15 protein-coding genes are annotated in these 19,740 nt (G+C 42.3%); 7 read left to right on the top strand and 8 right to left on the bottom strand.

The window, feature by feature from the left end; genetic code table 11:
- Positions 1 to 332: 332 nt before the first annotated feature.
- On the top strand, positions 333 to 2,129 hold the full coding sequence (locus tag U9670_RS05215; protein WP_323841135.1) for an aminopeptidase P family protein: 1,797 nt from the start codon (positions 333 to 335) through the stop codon (positions 2,127 to 2,129).
- A gap of 82 nt (positions 2,130 to 2,211) precedes the next feature.
- On the opposite strand, the gene U9670_RS05210 is transcribed toward U9670_RS05215, so the two are convergent.
- Positions 2,212 to 3,204, bottom strand: a complete 993-nt coding sequence (locus tag U9670_RS05210; protein WP_323841136.1) for a bifunctional nicotinamide-nucleotide adenylyltransferase/Nudix hydroxylase — start codon at positions 3,202 to 3,204, stop codon at positions 2,212 to 2,214.
- A 162-nt stretch (positions 3,205 to 3,366) separates the two neighbouring features.
- Here U9670_RS05210 and nfuA point away from each other — a divergent pair, with 162 nt between their 5' ends.
- Positions 3,367 to 3,993 (top strand): Fe-S biogenesis protein NfuA, encoded by a 627-nt coding sequence (nfuA, locus tag U9670_RS05205; protein WP_323841137.1) that lies wholly within the window; start codon positions 3,367 to 3,369, stop codon positions 3,991 to 3,993.
- A 64-nt stretch (positions 3,994 to 4,057) separates the two neighbouring features.
- Here the strand turns inward: nfuA and U9670_RS05200 are convergent, their stop codons facing one another.
- The gene (locus U9670_RS05200; RefSeq protein ID WP_323841138.1) at positions 4,058 to 5,059 is read right to left on the bottom strand and encodes an adenosine kinase; all 1,002 of its coding nucleotides are present in this window, start codon (positions 5,057 to 5,059) and stop codon (positions 4,058 to 4,060) included.
- Between the two features lie 82 nt (positions 5,060 to 5,141).
- On the bottom strand, positions 5,142 to 5,591 hold the full coding sequence (locus tag U9670_RS05195) for a universal stress protein (RefSeq protein WP_323841270.1): 450 nt from the start codon (positions 5,589 to 5,591) through the stop codon (positions 5,142 to 5,144).
- A 293-nt stretch (positions 5,592 to 5,884) separates the two neighbouring features.
- Here U9670_RS05195 and tauD point away from each other — a divergent pair, with 293 nt between their 5' ends.
- The 4 genes from tauD (at position 5,885) to U9670_RS05175 (ending at position 12,010) form a co-directional block, all read left to right on the top strand.
- Positions 5,885 to 6,751, top strand: coding sequence for a taurine dioxygenase (tauD, locus tag U9670_RS05190; protein ID WP_323841139.1), 867 nt, complete (start codon positions 5,885 to 5,887; stop codon positions 6,749 to 6,751).
- Positions 6,752 to 6,873: 122 nt separating this feature from the next.
- Positions 6,874 to 8,316, top strand: a complete 1,443-nt coding sequence (locus U9670_RS05185; protein ID WP_323841140.1) for an APC family permease — start codon at positions 6,874 to 6,876, stop codon at positions 8,314 to 8,316.
- Between the two features lie 181 nt (positions 8,317 to 8,497).
- Positions 8,498 to 8,803 (top strand): PepSY domain-containing protein, encoded by a 306-nt coding sequence (locus U9670_RS05180; RefSeq protein WP_323841141.1) that lies wholly within the window; start codon positions 8,498 to 8,500, stop codon positions 8,801 to 8,803.
- A gap of 237 nt (positions 8,804 to 9,040) precedes the next feature.
- A complete protein-coding gene (locus U9670_RS05175; RefSeq protein ID WP_323841142.1) occupies positions 9,041 to 12,010 on the top strand; it encodes an insulinase family protein in 2,970 nt (989 codons plus the stop codon).
- A gap of 120 nt (positions 12,011 to 12,130) precedes the next feature.
- Here U9670_RS05175 and upp read toward each other — a convergent pair whose 3' ends face one another.
- Complete coding sequence (gene upp, locus U9670_RS05170; protein ID WP_323841143.1) at positions 12,131 to 12,772, bottom strand: uracil phosphoribosyltransferase; 642 nt, start codon at positions 12,770 to 12,772, stop codon at positions 12,131 to 12,133.
- A 215-nt stretch (positions 12,773 to 12,987) separates the two neighbouring features.
- Between upp and U9670_RS05165 the strand changes: the two genes are divergently transcribed.
- Positions 12,988 to 13,680, top strand: coding sequence for a CPBP family intramembrane glutamic endopeptidase (locus tag U9670_RS05165; RefSeq protein WP_323841144.1), 693 nt, complete (start codon positions 12,988 to 12,990; stop codon positions 13,678 to 13,680).
- 136 nt (positions 13,681 to 13,816) lie between these two features.
- Here the strand turns inward: U9670_RS05165 and glmU are convergent, their stop codons facing one another.
- From glmU to U9670_RS05145, 4 genes are all read right to left on the bottom strand, one after another.
- Positions 13,817 to 15,175 (bottom strand): bifunctional UDP-N-acetylglucosamine diphosphorylase/glucosamine-1-phosphate N-acetyltransferase GlmU, encoded by a 1,359-nt coding sequence (gene glmU, locus U9670_RS05160; protein ID WP_323841145.1) that lies wholly within the window; start codon positions 15,173 to 15,175, stop codon positions 13,817 to 13,819.
- Positions 15,176 to 15,236: 61 nt separating this feature from the next.
- Entirely contained in the window at positions 15,237 to 16,613 is a 1,377-nt protein-coding gene (locus U9670_RS05155) for a TolC family protein (protein ID WP_323841146.1), read from the bottom strand.
- Between the two features lie 5 nt (positions 16,614 to 16,618).
- Positions 16,619 to 18,562, bottom strand: a complete 1,944-nt coding sequence (locus U9670_RS05150) for a MacB family efflux pump subunit (RefSeq protein ID WP_323841147.1) — start codon at positions 18,560 to 18,562, stop codon at positions 16,619 to 16,621.
- Position 18,563: 1 nt separating this feature from the next.
- Positions 18,564 to 19,709 carry an efflux RND transporter periplasmic adaptor subunit gene (locus U9670_RS05145; protein ID WP_323841148.1) on the bottom strand — a complete coding sequence of 382 codons (1,146 nt, stop codon included), beginning with the start codon at positions 19,707 to 19,709 and terminating at the stop codon, positions 18,564 to 18,566.
- Between the last annotated feature and the right edge of the window lie 31 nt (positions 19,710 to 19,740).

Raw genomic sequence — 19,740 nt, 5'->3', positions numbered from 1 at the left:
AAAAAACAACCAGCATTACAAACCTAAATTAACCTAAAAATTAGGTTTACTTTGATGGGGTCAAATTGCTGTGGTTAGCAGGATTTGCCCCTTTTTTTATTTGGTCATTTTTATCGTTATTGCGATGTGCTGTTGTCTTTACAAAAGAGCGATAAAGAGCTAAATTGGAAAAATAAAAGTATTATATTTTGCCATGATTATAGTAAGTATGAGTAATTTTAGATTGCTGGGTGTAACTGATGTTGGGAAAAGGTGATGATTGTGATAAAATGGCGTTTTGTGATGCAAACGCCTTATCCACCAATTAAATACCAAAGTCAAAAAGGAATCGTATGTCAAATTCAGTTCAAATCCGCCGTGAACGCGTTGCCAAAATTCGCACACTCATGCAATCACATGATGTTGATGCTGTTATCATTCCATCTGCTGACCCACATATGTCGGAGTACTTGCCAGTGCATTGGGAGGGAAGAAGCTGGGTTTCTGGTTTTACAGGTTCGGTCGGTACGCTGGTCATCAGTCAGGATTTTGCAGGATTGTGGACGGACAGCCGTTACTGGGTGCAAGCACCGATTCAGCTTGAAGGTGTGGGTATTGAGCTACAAAAAATGCAACAAGGTCGTCCGACTTTTGCTAAATTTTTGGCAGAACATTTGCCGAATGATGCAAAAGTTGCTATTGATGGTGCGGTGTTGTCAGTAGCGGAATCCGACAGCCTGACAGAGGCTTTTAAAGACAAAAATATCAAGCTTGTTACCGACATTGATTTGCTTGCTGAGATATGGCAAGACCGCCCTAGCTTGCCTACTGCACCAATTTATCCTCATGCTGAGGAGTTTGTTGATGGTTTGTCGGTGGATAAACTGACCAAGGTGCGTAGCAAAATGCGTGAGCTTGGTGCGGATTTTCATTTAGTGTCTAGCCTTGATGACATTGCATGGCTAACCAATCTGCGTGGCTCTGATGTACCTTTTAATCCTGTGTTTTTGGGGCATTTGCTCATCAGTGCAGACAAAGCAACTTTGTTTGTGGGTACTGCCAAGCTAAATGCTGATGCAAAGGCTTCTTTGCAATCTGCCAATATCGTTGTGGCAGAGTATGCTGATGTCATAGATGGTCTGGCGAATGTTTCAGGGACGCTACTGATTGACCCTGCCAAAGTTGCAGTCAAAACCATCAAAGAAGTGCCGAATGATGTCAAGATATTGCGTGCGATGAATCCTAGTACTGTTTTAAAAGCGATAAAAACTGACAAGGAGCTTGATCATGTGCGTGAAGCCATGCGTCAAGATGGTGCAGCACTTTGTGAATTTTTTAGTGACTTTGAAAAGCGTGTGGCGTCAGGTGAGTCTTTAAATGAAGTGGATATTGATGCCATGCTAAATGATGCGCGTAGTCGTCAGCCAAATCATGTATCAGCCAGTTTTGATTCAATTGTGGGTTTTTGTAGTAATGGGGCGATTGTCCATTATAAAGCCGAGCCAGAAACTTGCATGGCGCTAAAAGGTGATGGCTTGTTGCTGATTGACTCAGGTGCACAGTATTATAATGGCACGACCGACATCACTCGCATGACAAGCGTGGGTAAGATCAGTGATGAACAAAAACAAGATGTAACCTATGTATTAAAGGCGCACATCGCCCTTGCGATGGCTGTTTATCCTGTGGGCATTTCATCTGCTCATCTTGATGTGCTGGCACGCAATCAATTGTGGCAACAAGGTCTTGATTATGGCCACGGTACAGGCCATGGTGTGGGATATTTTTTAAATGTTCATGAGGGCCCTCAGGTCATCTCTTATCATGCACCTGCGACACCAGAACGCACCATGCAAATTGGTATGATTACCAGCAACGAACCGGGGCTATATCGTGAAGGGAAGTGGGGTATTCGTCTTGAAAATTTGGTGGCAACCGTACCAGCACATCGTACTGAGTTTGGTGAATTTGCCAAGTTTGAGGACCTGACTTTATGTCCGTTTGATACTCGTCTGATTTTACCAGAGCTATTGACCGCCCAAGAAAAAGAGTGGCTTAATCACTATCATAAAAAGGTTTGTGATGAGATCATTGATCGTGTGCATGGCGATGCAAAAGCGTGGCTGATTGAGCGTACAAAGGCGATTTGATTGATGCCCTCAAACTAGCAATAATCAACAGCACCCCAAAGGTTGGACGCACTACTTTTGGGGTGCTGTTATGTAATGAATGTTATAATCCGAGCATCTTGGTGATGATGCTGTAATGGTCCTCAAACATCATTTTGCCATCAAGGTTGGCAAGGGGCAACCAAAAGGCTTGGCTGGCATCATCTTTGCCCACAACTTTTGGTAAGCTGGCACCTGTCAGCTCAAAATAAAACACGCTTGTGATTGTACGGCCGCGCAAAGAGCGTTCTGGTGCGTCAAAGATTTGGCTGTATTTTAAGCTGTGTTTGTCTACGGTCAGTCCAGTTTCCTCGTGTAGTTCACGCACCGCACAATCAAGCAAACTTTCGTGAGAGTTTAAAAACCCTCCTGGTAATGCCCACAGTCCATACCCATAATCTCCCTTACGCTCAATCAGTAAAACATGACCTGATTGTATGACGAGTGCGTCAGCGGTATTAAATATGGGTGGGTAGGGCGTGTTTTTCCAAGCGTCCTGAAAAGTTTGAATGTGGGCATATTCATCAGTTAGATGAGTATAATCGCTGGTATTTTTAAATTTTGCCAAAAATTCTTGTGAGGATTTTGGCATTTGTTCATCAATTTCGCCATTTTTTAAATAACGCTTTCTTAGCGGTGTGGCGGATAGATTTTCAAAATTGGGCAGTTCAATCGCCTCCCAATTTGGAAATAATGACAAATAATAAGAGCTGTCGTCTTTGGTGTGTCCGATGACGCCGATGCGTGCATTTTTTTCTACCAAATGGCAGACGGCGGTTTGCACATTTTGTAACCATTGATGGTCGTTATACAGTTTGTCATCAATAGGAGCGCACCAAATGCGATGCCTACACTCATCATCAAAGGCTTTTAAAATCATCTCGGCTCGCTCATCAAAAGTGAAAGGGTTTTTGATGGTGCGTGGGCTGTTGGCTGAGCCGATGAGCATGATGACACGATGGGCTTTTTTGAGTGCTTCTTTGACAACAAATTCATGCCCATGATGAAAAGGTTGAAAACGCCCAATAAAAATCAAATAATCAAATTTATCATTCATACAAACCTACAATAATCAAAAAATCATAACCAATGATCAAAAAAACACAACAACAAGAAAAAGTTCATCAAATTGCCTTGATAAAACCATCTTATGTTACCATATAAAAGAGAATAAACCGACCGATTTGGTCAAGATTATTTTTTTATAAAGAGACAAGTCATGCACGACAAAGACAATAACGCCCCATTGACCAGCAATATCATCATCACGCCATCAGCCCAAGCCTATCTGGCAGATTTGCTTGCCAAACAAGACATTGAAGGCGTTGGTGTGCGTATTTTTGTAGAATACGCTGGCACACCACGCGCTGAATGCTGTATGAGCTACTGTCAGCCTGATGAGGTTGATGAAGAGGATTTACAAATTGTGTTTGAGGCATTTAATGCTTATATTGATGCACCAAGCATTCCATATCTGCATGATGCGGTGATTGATTATAATAAAGATCGTTTTGGTGGGCAATTAACTTTTCGTGCACCAAACTCCAAAGTCCCACAAGTTGGTGCTGATGCAAGCATTGAAGAGCGTATTAACTATGTCTTGCAATCAGAGATTAACCCAAATCTTGCCAGCCACGGCGGTATGGTAGAGCTGATAGACCTGATAGAAGATGAAGCAGGTTTGACGGCAGTGTTGAAATTTGGTGGTGGTTGCCAAGGCTGTTCGGCAGTTGATGTTACCTTGCGTCAAGGCGTGGAGGTGCAACTAAAACAGCAAATTCCAGAGCTGATGCAGGTTGTTGATGAGACTGACCATAGTCAAAGTCAGAATGCTTATTATAAATGACACACTCATCATTAAAAAAACAAAAAATCGCCCAAGTTTTTTGAGCGATTTTTTTTGTTTTGATTTAGTCCAAGATGTCATGCTTAATGGCTTGGTAGTCTTGTTTTGATAACCGTGGGCCAAATTGTGTGACAACACGACTTGCGACATGAGCTGCAAGTTTTCCACATTGTTCTATTGAGTGGTTGTGGCTTAGAGCGTATAAAAATGCACCTGCATAGTTATCACCTGCACCGTTGGTGTCCAATACTTCCTTGATGGTGGCTGAGGGTATGCTGATGATGTCATCATGCTGAGCGATTAGGGTTGGTTTGTCGCTGTTGGTTACTACGACCAAATCAGAAAACTGCCTTAGTGCCCGCACTGCTGATTCGTGGCTGTCTGCACCTGTATAAAGCATGGCTTCTTCAAGGTTGCAAAAAACTGCATCAATACCCTCTGATAATATGGCCTTTAATTTGTCTTTGGCAAATTTTACTACCGCAGGATCGGCAAAGCTGACGGCAATTTTTACGCCTGCTTGTTTGGCTTGGGTGCGTAGTTTTGCCATGCCATCTGTGATGGATTCAGACATTGCAAGATAGCCTTCTAGGTAAAGCCATTTTGCATCTTTTAGGGCATAAAAACTGATGTTGCTTTCATCAATCTGACCGCTTGTGCCCAAATGTGTCTGCATGGTGCGTTCACCATCTGGTGTAACCAATACCACGCACGAGCCTGTTGTGCCATCGGCATCAATGGCAATATCAGCATCGGTTGCTACGCCTGACTTTTCAAGGTCGGCCAGATAAAAATCGCCCATGTCATCGCCACCTACTCGGCAGTTATAAAATGCACGACCGCCCAATGATGCAAATGCTACCATACTGTTGGCTGCCGAGCCGCCGCCTGCTTGCTTAGCAGGTTGATGTCCTGCTTGATCTAATGTGGCAAATAAGCTATTTTGGGTGTTGAGTTCGGCAAGCGTCATGTTGCCACGGGTCAGCCCTGTGGCGGCCAAAGTTTGGTCGGTGATTTTAAATTCGGTATCCACAAGGGCGTTGCCAATGGCGATGATGTCGTACATGGTAATCCTAAGTTGGTTTAAATTAAACGAAAGTTAACACGATTGCTCAAAAGAGATGCGTCCAAGTTTTTTAAAGACAAAATCATTCGGCCGTAAGTTGTACTACGAGTAAATCACTATCTACATCAGGCAAAATGCTGTCTGCTGTTGCACCAGATAACCATGCAGAAAGCCCTGTACGCTTGTGGCGACCAATAATGATTAGGTCAATGGCATGATTATGGCAATAATCAACAATGCCTTTTCTCCCCGAAATGGCGGTTTTAATGTTGATATTATGTGCGTGCAAATCATTTCTAGCAAGCACCTGTGCTAGGCGTATGCGAGCTTCTTGACAGCGTTCGTTGTCAATCTCTTCATGCAAGGCGGATGCAGGAATCAGTTCATAGCCAAAACCAAGCATGGTTTCTTCAACAATGTGCAAAACCGAAAGCTGTGCATTTGGTGAGGCGTTCAAAATCCATTTTGCCTTGGCGGCAACCAAATCGGTGTCATCTTGCAAATCTGTAACCAATAAAACATGCTGATACATCATATTTCTCCCTTTGTAAGCATAAGACTCATAGATACAAAAATTGATGATTGCGACATTTTTAGTATAACAAAATTTATGACCATCGTCAGCTTATTTCCTTTAAAAAGCGTGCTTTTGGTGATGAGTATTGGGTAATTCATCCACAAAATAAAACAAGATTGATGCCAATCGTGTTTTATGCCAATCAATACTTAGTTAATTCATTTTTATTGTTTTAAACTTTTGATGATTGTCATTACCATGCTGCCATATCATTGGCTTTTTAGGGCGGTCTGCCCAAAGGATTTATCATGACATCACAATCTTTTACCATCACGCCCATCAAAGACACCATTGGTGCAATCATCAGTGGCGTAGACCTAAACCACCTTGATGGTGCCAGCATTAAGGGTGGGGTGCTTGCTCAAATAAAAGAAGCGTTATTAAGGCATCAAGTGATATTTTTTCGTAATCAGAACTTACAAACACCAGCACAGGTCAATCTTGCTAGGTCGCTTGGCAGTTTGCACATTCACCCAGTTTTTCCAACAGTGCCAAATTTCCCTGAGGTGATCGTTTTAGATAGTCATGAGACAGACCTAAGGGATAATGAACTTTGGCATACCGATGTAACTTTCAGCAAAACGCCACCATTGGGCTGTGTCTTGCGAGCAGTGAAAGTCCCTAAGTCGGGCGGTGATACGCTGTGGGCAAGTGGTACGGCGGCATTTGATGCATTGGATATAAAAATTCAAGATAAGATCAAGGGTCTGACCGCCACGCACGACATTCGCCTGTCTTTTCCAAAGGAGCGATTTGGTGGTGCAAGCAAGGCAGAAAAAGCAAGGCTTGAAGAAATTTACCGCAAAAATCCACCCGTCTCCCACCCTGTAGTACGCACACACCCTGACACAGGTAAGCTGGCATTATTTGTGAGTGAAGGATTTACCACCAAAATCAATGAATTGCCAGAAAGTGAAAGCCGTGAGCTGCTTGATTTTTTGACTCAGCACGCTGTTAAAGAGGCATTTCATTTGCGTTGGCAATGGCAAGAAGGTGATGTGGCAATTTGGGATAATCGTGTTACGCAGCATAAGGCATTATTTGACTATGGTGATGCTCATCGTATCATGCATCGTGCCACCATCAATGGCGATGTGCCATATTATGTGGCTTGATTGATGAGTAGACTGTGCGGTCAGCGTGCTCATTAAAATCATCTTATGATAAATAATACGCCTCACAACAAACCATCAATCTTTTTTAATCAAATTTTAATCATCAGTGATGAGGGATTTTAATGAATCATTCCAACCAAATTGTACCAATCAACCAAGGTTTTAAGATGGGCTGGGTTTATGCGATGGCGGTTGGCTCTGCGGTGGGCTGGGGTGCGTTTGTGTTGCCCTACGAATGGTTGTCATCAGCCGGTCTGATGGCTGTGATTACAGGTTTTTTGATTGGTACGATTTTGATTGGCGTTATTGCGATTAACTATGGTTATGCCACCAAATCTTTGCCTGTAACAGGTGGTGGCATTGCTTTTGCGTTGGCGAGCTTTGGACGCATACATGGATTTATTGCAGGTTGGGCACTCATGCTGGGTTATATCAGCATCATTTCGCTCAATGCGTCAGCGGTAACGCTTGTACTGAGGTTGATTGTCCCTGAGATGATGATGCAAGGGGAGTTGTATGAGATCGCTGGTTGGAAAATTTATGCACCAGAGGTGGCGGTGTCGTCGCTATTTTTAGTGGCTTTTGCGTATTTAAATGCTAATAATACTGCCATCTCTGGGCGTGTTCAATTCTTGGCAGTCATGTTGATGTTTATTGCGGTGGCGGCAGTGTTGTTTGGTGCAGGCATTCATTATACCAATCATGGCGTAGGGCCATTGTTGTTACCGCCAAATGGCGTGAGTTTTTGGTCGGCAGTAGCAACGATTGTTGCTTTTGTGCCTTGGGCTTATGTGGGTTTTGATGGTATTCCGCAGTTGGCTGGCGAGTTTCGCTTTTGTGGTACCAAGATTATGAAGTTGCTCCTTGCCAGTGTTTTGAGTGCAAGTTGTTTGTATGTTGCAATCATTGTGGCAGCAGCTCTTGCTTTTGGTGATGATTTGTCAAATTTTGCAAGCAGTTCATGGGCGACAGGTGCAGTGATGGCATCGGTGATGGGCAAATTTGGATTGGTGCTGATGGTTGTGGCGGTCAGTATGGGTGTGCTAACAGGATTGAATGGTTTTTATGTGGCAGCCAGTCGTGTGGTCTTGACGCTAAGTCGCAGCCAAATGCTACCACCTGTGTTTGGTAAAGTGCATTTTGTACATGGAACGCCAACAGTGGCTTTTTACGCAATCATGGCGGTGTGTATGATTAGCCCTTGGTTTGGGAGAGGAGCGTTATTGTGGATTGTTGATATGGCTAGCGTCGGTATCGCAATAACCTTTTTTTATACTTGTGCTTGTGCGTACAAACTGGGGCGTGAGGGTGTGGTATTTGGTATGCGTGTACAACCAAAGAGTGCCTTGCAAGCATTCGTGGGTGTCTTAGGCATGATCATTTCAGTGGGGTTTTTACTGCTTTTGTTGTTGCCAAATTCCATCAGTGCATTAAGCACACCGTCTCGTTATGCTTTGGCGGTGTGGATCGTGCTTGGCGTTATCTTTTATGCGACCAGACGCACAGATGTTCAGCATAAAAGTGATGCTGAGCTTAAACAAATTATTTTTGCCAAACTTGGCTAAATTGATGATAAATAATACCAGTGGCCAAATTGCTACATCAGCCAATGTGCTTTTAAACTTGACAAAATGATTGAAAATTTTACAAAAAGTTGCAAATATTCAATATCAAGCTGAGTTTTTGCTGTTATTATGTTTTTGTTTTGAATAAGTAATTTGAATAAGTAACCAACGGAGATTATCCATGAAACACATTTTGGCTTTATCTATTTTTGCATTAACTGCTACAGCATTTGCCGCTCCTGCGATGGCAGACGATGATATGCGTATTTATGAACAAAATAAAGCACAATACATTTCGCTTGCCAAAGCGAGTAAGCTTGCCAAAGCCCACATCAAAGGTACTTCGGTCAAAAAAGTGGAGTTTGATCATGACCATCATCTTGGCGCACATTTTGATGTTGATGTCGTCAATGCAAAAGGCGTTGAGTATCATGTATCTGTTGATGCAAAAACTGGCAAAATATTAAAAAGTGAGATTGATGATTGATGATTGATGATTGATGATTGATATGATTTAAAAATTTTGTGCAATTTTGTCATTTTGTCAAAGTCTTTAAAGCTCTTGGTAACAAAAAACCGTAATAATAATTTACGGTTTTTTGTTTTTTAAGGCATATTTTGCCAAAAATGTATCCACTGGCCATCATCTTTTATGGCAAATTATGCTAAACTACCACCCTTATTGTGTCTAAATTTATATCTAAAAAAAATAATAGGGGGAGATATGACTAATTGTGCAACAAATCCTGCTTTTGAGCTGATTAGTACAACCACAATTGATGCTTTGAACATTGATGTGATGCACTATCGGCATCTTGAAACTGGACTAATCCACTATCATTTGGCGTGCGATCATGATGAAAATGCACTGATGATAGGCTTTGCCACACAGCCAATGACTTCTCGTGGCGAGGCTCATATTTTAGAACATGTTGTGCTGTGTGGCTCTGAAAAGTATCCTGTCAGAGACCCGTTTTTTAGCATGATTAAGCGTTCTTTACAAACCTTTATGAATGCCATGACGGCAGCAGATTGGACGGTATATCCGTTTGCTACTCAAAATAAAAATGACTTTTTTAACTTATTGTCCGTTTATGCTGATGCGTGTTTTTTTCCCAATATTCATGAGTTGGATTTTGCTCAAGAGGGCATTCGTATTGAGCTTGATGAGCATGATAAACCCAAATATCATGGCATTGTTTTTAATGAAATGAAAGGGGCGATGAGTGGCGAGATTGATCAGATTTATCATTCGCTGATGCCACATTTATTTACAACGACAACTTACCATTATAATTCTGGGGGCGACCCTAAACATATCGTTGATTTGACTCATGATGATTTGGTTGCCTTTCACAAAACGCATTATCACCCATCAAATGCGATTGTCATGAGTTTTGGCGACATTCCTGCAAGCGACATTCAAGCGTATTTGCAGGACAATGTGCTAGATAGATTTAATGATATTGAGCGTCCAAAAGTTGGCAAAAAGTTTACTTCGGTTACTGAACAGCGATTAACCAGTCCAGTTCGTGTGCAAGATACTTATATTGCCGATGATGATGGTGAGCAGATGACCCATCATATTTTATCGTGGTTGTTACCAACCATCAGTGACCCAAAGCAAAGATTGGCACTTCGTCTTATGGAGGGGGTATTGGTAGAACATTCTGGTTCACCGCTGCGTGCGTATTTAGAAAGCTATGAGCATGCTGTCGCCCCAAGTCCATTATTAGGACTTGATGACAGTCATTATGAAATGGTGTTCTATGCTGGTGTGCGTGGCTCTGATGCTGAATATGCTGATGATGTTGAGCAGGGGATTTTGGCATTGCTCAAAGATGTGGTAAGTCAGGGTGTGGATAATGACACCATTGAGACTGTACTGCATCAAATAGAGCTTGATCAAAGGCACATCGGTGGTGATGGTATGCCATATGGCCTAACACTGATGCTAGAGGCATTTAGTACAGCAGTTCATGGGGCAGACCCCTTAGATGTTTGGCAGATTGATGAGCATTTAAGTTGGCTTAGGGAACAAGCGAGCGATCCAAGCTTTGTACCAGAACTGATCAAAAAACATTTGATTGATAATCCGCATCGTGTCCGCCTGACTGCCTTGCCAGATAAAGACAAAGCAAGTCAATTGGTGGCTGATGAGCAGGCGAGTCTTGAACAACTTGATGAAAAGCTAAGCGACAAAGAGCGACAGGTCATTCGTCAAAAAATGGCCGATTTGCAGGCTCGCCAAATGATGGCTGATGATGTTGATCTGCTACCAAAAGTGGGGCTACAAGACATTCCAGCTGACATTCATTTCATACACGCTGATAAAAAACCCATCACTTTGAGTGGTCAAAAGCGTACTTTGTATCAATATCACGCAGGAACCAACGGCTTGTATTACTATCAAGTGGTGATGCCGTTGGGTGATCAGGCAGATGAAATTTTAAGCAATCCTTTATTGCCTATTTATCTGACACTGCTGTCAGAAGTGGGTACAAGCAAGTATGACGCACGAGAGTTTCAAGCGGTGCAGGCAGCGTGTTCATCAGGTGTGACCGCTCGTATCAGTCAGCGTACTGACATGATAGATAAAGATAAAATGACCAGCTATTTTGTGCTAGCGACTCGTGCGTTAAACCGCAAAACAGAAGCGATGCAACTGGTTAATCAAGTGCTTGATGAGACGATATTTGGCGAAACTGACCGCATTCGTGAGCTATTACAACAAAAGCAAACCAGCTGGCAATCTCGTTTAGCAGGGTCGGGTCATGCTTATGCCATGCAGACCGCCAGCCGAAGTATGAGTAGGCTTGCACAGATTGAATATGCATTTTCTGGATTGCCTGCACTTGTGGCATTAAAGGCATTTTTGGCAGATGACAATGATGAAAAATGGACAATCTTATCCGAACGCCTATCGGCACTTCATGCACAGATGATCAATTTGCCAAAAGATGTCATTTTGGTTTGTGAAAAAGAAGTAGCACAGACTTTGAGTGCTCAGATTAGCAACACCTTGAATGTGGGTGCAAGACCCATCACCGCAAACACCAAATCACTTCCTTTTGATGAGTTGTCAGACTTGCCAGATGATGAGGGTGGTAAAGATGACAAGGACATCGCTTGGCTTATTCCAACCAATGTTTATCACAATGCTTCTGCCTATCCTGCGACCACATCAGATGACCCTGATACACCTGCTCTTATGGTGCTTGCACCGTTTTTGCGTAATGGCTATCTGCATTCTGCCATTCGGGAAAAAGGTGGTGCATATGGCGGTGGTGCAAGCTTTGATGGCAATGCAGCGTCATTTAAATTTTATAGTTATCGAGATCCCAACTGTGAGGCGACTTTTGAGCATTTTTTATCAAGCATTGACTGGCTGATTGAACATGAACATGACAAATCGCAATTGCAAGAGGCGATTTTGGGCATCATTGCTGGCATGGATAAGCCAGGCTCACCTGCAGGCGAGGCGGTCAAATCTTGTTTTGCTGAGCTTCATGGGCGTGATAAGGCATACCAGCAAGCCTTGCGTGCCAAGATTTTGGCGGTAACGCTTGATGATTTAAAAAGAGTGGCTCAAAAATATCTTAAAGATAAACCACATACCAAAGCCAGCCTTGCCCCACTTGAACAAGAAACCAAGATGAAGGATTTTGGTTTTGTGATTAAAAAATTAGCCTAGATTGTAATCTGGCTTAAATTGTAAGCTGACCCAATAAAAAGATACCCTCCATACCCCCAATAACATATGGTTTTTGGGGTGGTTATGGAAGGTGTTTTTTATGATTAAAGTTTGAATCGCTTAAAGTTCTTTTGTGCCAAAAATTTTATCGCCAGCATCTCCTAAGCCCGGAATGATGTAGCCGTTTTCGTTTAGGTGGTCATCAAGTGCTGCGGTGTAGATTTTGACATCAGGATGCGCCTTATTAACCAAGCGTACGCCCTCTGGTGCAGCAACCAGCACAAGAGCTTTAATGTTGGTACAGCCGTGTTTTTTGAGCATATCAATAGTGGCAACCATACTGCCCCCTGTGGCAAGCATCGGATCTAAGATGAGAGCAGGGCGACGGTCAATGTCTTTGACAAATTTTTCAAAAAATGGCACAGGTTCTAATGTCTCTTCGTCTCGTTGCAGACCCACAACAGAGATTTTGGCGGTTGGTAATAGGTCTAAGACGCCATCAAGCATACCAATGCCTGCACGCAAAATTGGCACAAGCGTTACGGTTTTTCCTTTGATTTGTTCACCATCAATCTCGCCACACCAGCCTTGCATTTTAAAGGTCTCAATTTCAAAATCACGGCTGGCTTCATACGCCATCAATCTGCCCAGCTCCTTGGTTAAAGTGCGAAATTTATAAGTACTGCAATCAGCCATACGCATGAGTGAAAGTTTATGGCGGACAAGGGGGTGATTGATGACTTGTATGTTTAGGTCGGTCATATTGTCCTCTTTTTAAATTAACTAAAATGGTTTAAATTGATTTTGCTTATGATACCAAATATTTGAATATTTTTATATGGTTTTGTTTGATCGGCGTTAATATGGCTGTTAATGTGGGTTTTAAACCAAACTTAGACACGCTGTGAATGGTCAAATTGACACCCTTAAAGACTTTGTTGTAGAATAATGCTTTTGGCTACTTTTTTGTGAAGTTTATGAAGTCTGCAAAGCGTCCTTTAACTTATCTTGACTTTGTCGTTTTGTCATTCATATTTTTTGGGTATTTTGCTTATGTTTCTGTTGTGGGCTATATTCATGAGCCTACACCAGACCCCATTTTGGCATCGTCTTTTTCTGATGATGCCAACTGGTCTAGCATTCTGATTGAGCTGACATTTTTAGTGGTAGCTGGTATTTATTTGTGGTGGCGAAAATTTGATGTTAAATTGCTGGATTTTTCAGTTAATAAAATGACATTGCCGATGGTCATTGGTTTGCTCATCGTGGGAGGGTTGACTACAGATTTGGTGTTGTATGTCAGTTATGGCATATCAACAGGGGGTAGTCCTTTTATTCCTGACGCAACCCAAGCACAAACTGATTTATTTGCACATATTAGCATTGCATTGTTATTGTTCGCAGTGATCAATGGATTTTATGAAGAATTGTTTTTCATGGGTCTGACATTTGCTGTCTTGCCCAAGCATCGCCTTTATGCGTTGATAAGCAGCGTGTTTGTTCGTTTTATTTTTCATATTTATCAGGGTTTGTGGTCGGCAGTAGCGATTGCCATGATGGGTGTTGTCTTTATTGCATTACGCCAAAAAATAAAATCCATCACGCCTTTTGCGATAGCGCACGCTGTCTTTGATGTGTTTGGGGCGGGGATCATATTTTTATTTTTGTAATGAGTTTTATTGCTATTTTTTTATGATGTCCTTACAACTTGAAAAGATGATTGTAAGGGTGTATAAAACCTAAAAACTTTGTAATCAAAATTTATACTTTTAGTTTAAAATCATTTTTAGTATTATGTGCTTTTAACTATTTTTTCGGCTTTTCAGGTCTTACCCACCCTTCAATGGTTACTTGCTTGCCACGAGCAATCACCAGTTTGTTATCATCGCAATCTTTGGTAATGACAGAGCCTGCCCCAATGGTTACTTTATCGCCCAATGTTACAGGTGCGACCAACACCGCATTTGAGCCAACACGCACGCCCGCCCCAATCGTGGTTTTAAATTTATTCACGCCATCATAATTGGCGGTAATCGTGCCAGCACCGATATTCGTCTGCTCGCCCACCGTGCTGTCGCCCAGATACGCCAGATGATTGGCTTTTGCTCCATTTGCCATTTGGGTGTTTTTAAGCTCCACAAAGTTGCCGATATGGACATCTTGGGCGGTAATGGCATCAGGTCGCAACCTTGCAAAAGGTCCAATTTGGTTATTTTCGCCCACCGCCGCATTGTCAAAAATACTGTACGGCTGTACTACGGTATTACTGGCGATGGTCGTATTTTTGATGACACAGCCAGCACCAATTTTGACATTGTCGCCCAAAACGCAATCGCCTTCAAAAATCACATTGATATCAATCTCAACATCTTGCCCCACAGTCAAATGACCACGCAAATCAAAACGCTCAGGGTCAATGATATGCACGCCAGATTTCATAAGATTTTGGGCTTGAAATCTTTGATACGTGCGTTCTAGGTTGGCAAGTTGAATGCGGTCGTTTACCCCTTCAATTTCAAAGGCATAAGTTGGCGATACGGTGGCAATGTGAATGCCGTCATCTACCGCCATTTTAACAATATCGGTCAGATAATATTCGCCTTGTGCATTGTCATTGGTAAGTTTATTTAAATAGGTATGCAAAATTTTATTGTCAATACAATACACACCGCTGTTGATTTCGGTGATTTGTTTTTGGCTTTGGTTGGCGTCTTTTTCTTCTACAATGGCAACAACTTGTCCGTCTCTACGGATAATCCGCCCAAGCCCAAAGGGGGTTTTTGTGTCCATCGTCAGCATCGCAAATGGGCTGTCCGTTTGGGTAAGTCTTTGTAAGGTATCTACCTCAATCAGCGGTACATCACCTGATAGAATCAGACTTTTACCGTCTCTAGGCAATACAGGCAAGGTCATCATCACAGCGTGTCCTGTGCCAAGTTGCTCTTTTTGTTCCACCCAGTCAATCTGCTCACAGGCAAAAGCGTCTTTGACCTGCTCGCCTGCAAAGCCGTAAATGACAATGGTTTTTTGACTGCCTAATTGTTTGGCAGTTGCCAGCACATAAGCCAGTAGTGGCTTGCCTGCTAAGGGCTGTAAGACTTTGGGTTTGGCAGACTTCATACGAGTGCCTTTGCCTGCGGACATGATGATGGTGGTAAGTGTCATAATAATTCCCTGCACTATTAAAAATAGAGTAATCAAATCATTATAACACAAGCGTTAGCATTTACAAATCAACCACACCGCCCACCGCTTGGTAGATATTCACTAGGGCTTGGGCTTGATTAACCAAACTATCAATAACCGCTGTTTGGGTTTGGCGGGCTTGTTCTTTACTGTCTTCTAGTTCTCTGGCAGAGATAAACCCTAATTCGTAGCGTTTTTGTTGGTGCGAGCGTTGCTGTTGGGCAAGCTGTTCGGCTGTTAAGATAAGTTGATGATTTTGTTTAAGATTTGCTAAATTTTTCAATTTGTTTTGCACATCTGCCAACGCCTTATACACGCTGTCTTGATAGTGCAATGTTGCAATATGCTCATCAATTTTTGCAAGATTTAAATGATGCTGATAATCTTTTGCATTAAAATTCGGAATATTTAGCGAAACCCCCCAGTTAAGTACAGGCACTTTTAGTAAATCTAATAAATGACTGTGTTGTGAGCTTGCCCCTGCTGTGAATACCAGCGTTGGATATTGGTTTTTTTTGATGAGATTTTTTTGTGCCAAACTGACCGTCAGTCGTGATAGTTGTGCTTGAATGTCTGGACGGTTATTTATCACATTCATGGGCAGTTTTTGAATATTTTCTGGTAATTTGAATGCAAATTGATGCGTATTTAACTGATTTTCCAAATCATTTTTATTAATTTGACTTAACAATGACAGCGTGGTTAGGCTTTCGTGTTGTTGTTGCACTAGATTATTGGCGGTTTGTCGTAGGTTATTGATTGTCTGTTCAATCGGTACGGTGTCAGCAGGGGCAATCAGTCCTAATTTTAGCTGATTTTGTAAAAATTGGCGTTGTTTTTGTTGGTGATTTAAGGCTTGCTGATTGTCTATGCGTTTTTGCACAATGCCCAAAAAGTTAAAATATTCTCGGACTGCTGTGGCAGTAAGGCTCATAAACACGGCTTGGCGGTCGGCATGACTTGCGTGTGTTTCCCATTCACTGATGTTTTGTTGTAACGCCAGTTTTCCCCATAAATCAATTTCCCAACTGGCATTGACATTCACCTCAAAACCACCCGTTGTGCTTGTTTCACCTGTAGCAAGCGATTTTTGTGCACGCTGATTGGCAAGGGCGGTGCTACTTATCATAATTTTTTTGTTGTCTTGGATTTTTTGGTGGTTAAAAATCGCCTTTTGTAGGGTAAGCGTGGCGACAGATAATTCGCGATTATGCGTGATGACATGGTGCATATAGTGGTTTAACACTGGGTCGTCAAACGCTTGCCACCAGTTATTATTACAAGATTCATCATCAATGTTTGTACATTTTTTAGGATAATTGTTTAGATTTTCTGATAAATGTATCTGTTTTGGCACGGTTTGGCAAGCCGATAAGGTCAAAATTGCCAATACTAAGCTCAAAGATTTGATTGTCATTGTCATTATCCTTTGTTTAACGCATCAATTGGGTTCATTTTTGCTGCACGATGTGCAGGCATAAAGCCAAACACAAGCCCAATCAGACTGGCACAACCCACCGCAAGCACAATAGACGCAATGGAAAAAATCACTTTAATATTAAATAGTTGCACAAGCATACCCAGCCCAGCAGCCAATAATACGCCCAAAACACCGCCCAATGCACAAACGACCATTGCCTCAATCAAAAATTGCCAAACGATGTCTTTATAGGTCGCGCCCACCGCCATACGCACACCAATCTCGCCTGTGCGTTCGGTAACTGACACCAGCATGATGTTCATCACACCAATACCGCCAACCAGTAGCGAAATTACCGCAATCGCTCCGATAAGCAAGGTCAAAGATTGGGCGGTTTTTTCTACCGTTTTGGCAAGGCTATCGCTGTTAAATAGGCTAAAATCTTTTTTGCCATGCCGTTTGGTGAGTACTTGGCTGATATTTTCGCTTGCCAAGGCAGAAGATTGGTCTTTTTTTAAGAGTACCGTAATGCTATTAAGTTGTGGCGACTCGCCTGCAAAGCGAGCTTGATATGTGCGATAAGGCAACCAAAATTTTAAACCACGGTCATAATTACCCTCAATGCCCTTGTATTTAAACACGCCAACAACCGTCGTCGGTACACCATTTAACAGTATCACTTGCCCTAGGGCATCATTTTGTTTAAAAAAAGTTTGTTTGACTTTTTCACTGATGATAATTTTTTGGCTAAAATTATCCAAGTCCGACTGACGAAACATACCCCCTGCGACAAATTCCACATTTTGTAATCGGTGGTGATTAACCCCCACGCCGTCCGCCTGTACGCTTTTGGTGTGATTACCAAATTGGGCTTGCATGGTCATTGACAAATCAGGCGACACACTCTCTACAAAGGGCAATTTTTCAAGTGCATACATATCATCAAGGGTCAAATCATTGGGCTTAACGCTATCATCACCATTTTCAACCCCTGTAGAAACACTAATCGTTGATGAGCCGATACTGTTAATTTGCGTTAAAATTTGCTGTTTTGAGCCGTTACCCAAAGCGACAATCAACACAACAGAAGCAATGCCAATGATAATGCCAAGCATGGTTAAAAGTGTTCGCATCTTATTGGCAATCATGGTTAAAACCGCCATGCGAAATGCCTCTTTAATACGACTGATGGCTTGAATATTAAAGTTTTTTTTGGCTTTTTGGGAAAAATTTACTGAAACACTCAGTGGCTTACTTTGAGTTTTTTTTGTATCGGTTAAAATTTGACCGTCTGAAATTTCAATCACTCGCTCGGCACTTTGGGCGATTTTTGGGTCATGTGTTACCAAAATCACCGTATGACCTTCTTGATTAAGCTGGGTTAAAATATCCATCACATCACGGCTACTTTTGCTGTCTAACGCCCCTGTCGGTTCGTCTGCAAAAATAATCTGACCGCCATTCATCAAGGCACGAGCGATAGACACTCGTTGCTGTTGTCCACCTGATAGCTGATTGGGATAATGATAAAGCCGTTGCTTCAAGCCTAATTTTGTCAATAATAGCTTGGCTTTTTGTTCTCGTTCGTGGTTTTTTGTTCCTGCATAAATGGCAGGCATGGCGACATTTTCTAGGGCATTTAGACTGCCAAGTAATTGATAACGCTGAAAAATAAAGCCAAATTTATCCCGCCGTAAACTTGCCAACGCATCACTGTCCATATCAGTCGTGGGTACGCCGTCAATGGCATAATCGCCTGATGTTGGGGTGTCCAAACACGCTAGAATATTCATTAGCGTGGATTTGCCAGAGCCTGATTGACCCACAATAGCGACCATTTCCCCTGCAAAAATCTCTACATCAATGCCATGTAGCACCTGCAATTCGTTTTCACCAGAGCCAAATTTTTTGGTAATGTTTGCCAATGATAAAATGGGGGTATTCATGTTATAGCCCCACATCTAGCGTTGCTATTTTGCCGTCTGACTGTGAGACGATGACTTTTTCGCCCTGCTTTAAGCCTGATACTATCTCGGTATTGATTTTATCGTTGATACCAACTTTGACCTTACGAGTGCTAATCGTGGGCGTATCGCTGTCTTGATTGTCTATGACTTGCACATCAAATTCGTCCGTGCCAACTTGTTTGCCCAAAGCGGTGAGTGGAATGGCAAGGGTTTGGGCTTTTTTGGCAATCATCACCGTTACATTGGCAGTCATACCAATAAACAGTTCGTGATTGGGGTTGGGCACGCTTAATAAGCCATAATAGTACACCGCACCAGATTGCGAACTATCGCCAATGGGGGAAAGTTCAATCGCTTCTAGTGTGGCGTTAAACTTTTGATTTGGCAAGCCTAAGATAGTAAAATTCGCCGTCATACCGACTTTTAATTTGGGAATGTCGGCTTCAGAGAATTTGGCTTTAATTTGTACCGTATCAATTTGAGCCAGTTTAATAATGGTAGGTGATGACTGCATGGCATTGATGGTCTGCCCTTCTTTGGTAACGACCGACACCACCACGCCATCAATGGGAGCGGTAATGCGAGTATAAGCAAGGTTGGTTTTGGCAGTGGCGATTTTGAGTTTTGCCTGCTCAAGTTGTGATGTGCTGGCAGATAACTCTTTTTGAGCAACTGACAAGGCGTTTTTGGCTTTGTTCAAGTCTACTTCTGACACAATCCCTGCATCAAAGCCTTGTTTTTGTTTATTAAAATCGTTTTGTGATTGGGCAAGTTGTAATTTTTTTATGTCATGTTGGGCGATTAACGCCTGATAACTGGCTTGTTCATCTTTTAGGGTATTTTGTTGTTGTGTCGCATCAATATCAGCAATCAAATCGCCTTTTTTGAGCCGTTGCCCAAGTTTAACATGAAGTTTATCCACTCGCCCAGTCGCTTGTGCCCCCACATCAACCAACTCTTCAGCATACACCTGACCACCTGCAATCACGGTCTCTTCAATGTCGGTGAGCGTTACGGTTTCGGTTAAGTATTCTAATTGTGGCGGTTGTTGCCGTTGCCAAAACCAAACCACCACAAAAAGACCGATGATAATAATAGCAATGAATAATTTCTTTTTAAAAGTCATGTGATACCGCCAAAAAATAATATATTATAAC

This window comes from Moraxella tarda (genome assembly GCF_035181405.1).
In the GTDB taxonomy this organism is placed as follows: domain Bacteria; phylum Pseudomonadota; class Gammaproteobacteria; order Pseudomonadales; family Moraxellaceae; genus Moraxella.
This window is presented reverse-complemented; position numbering and strand designations above follow the sequence as displayed.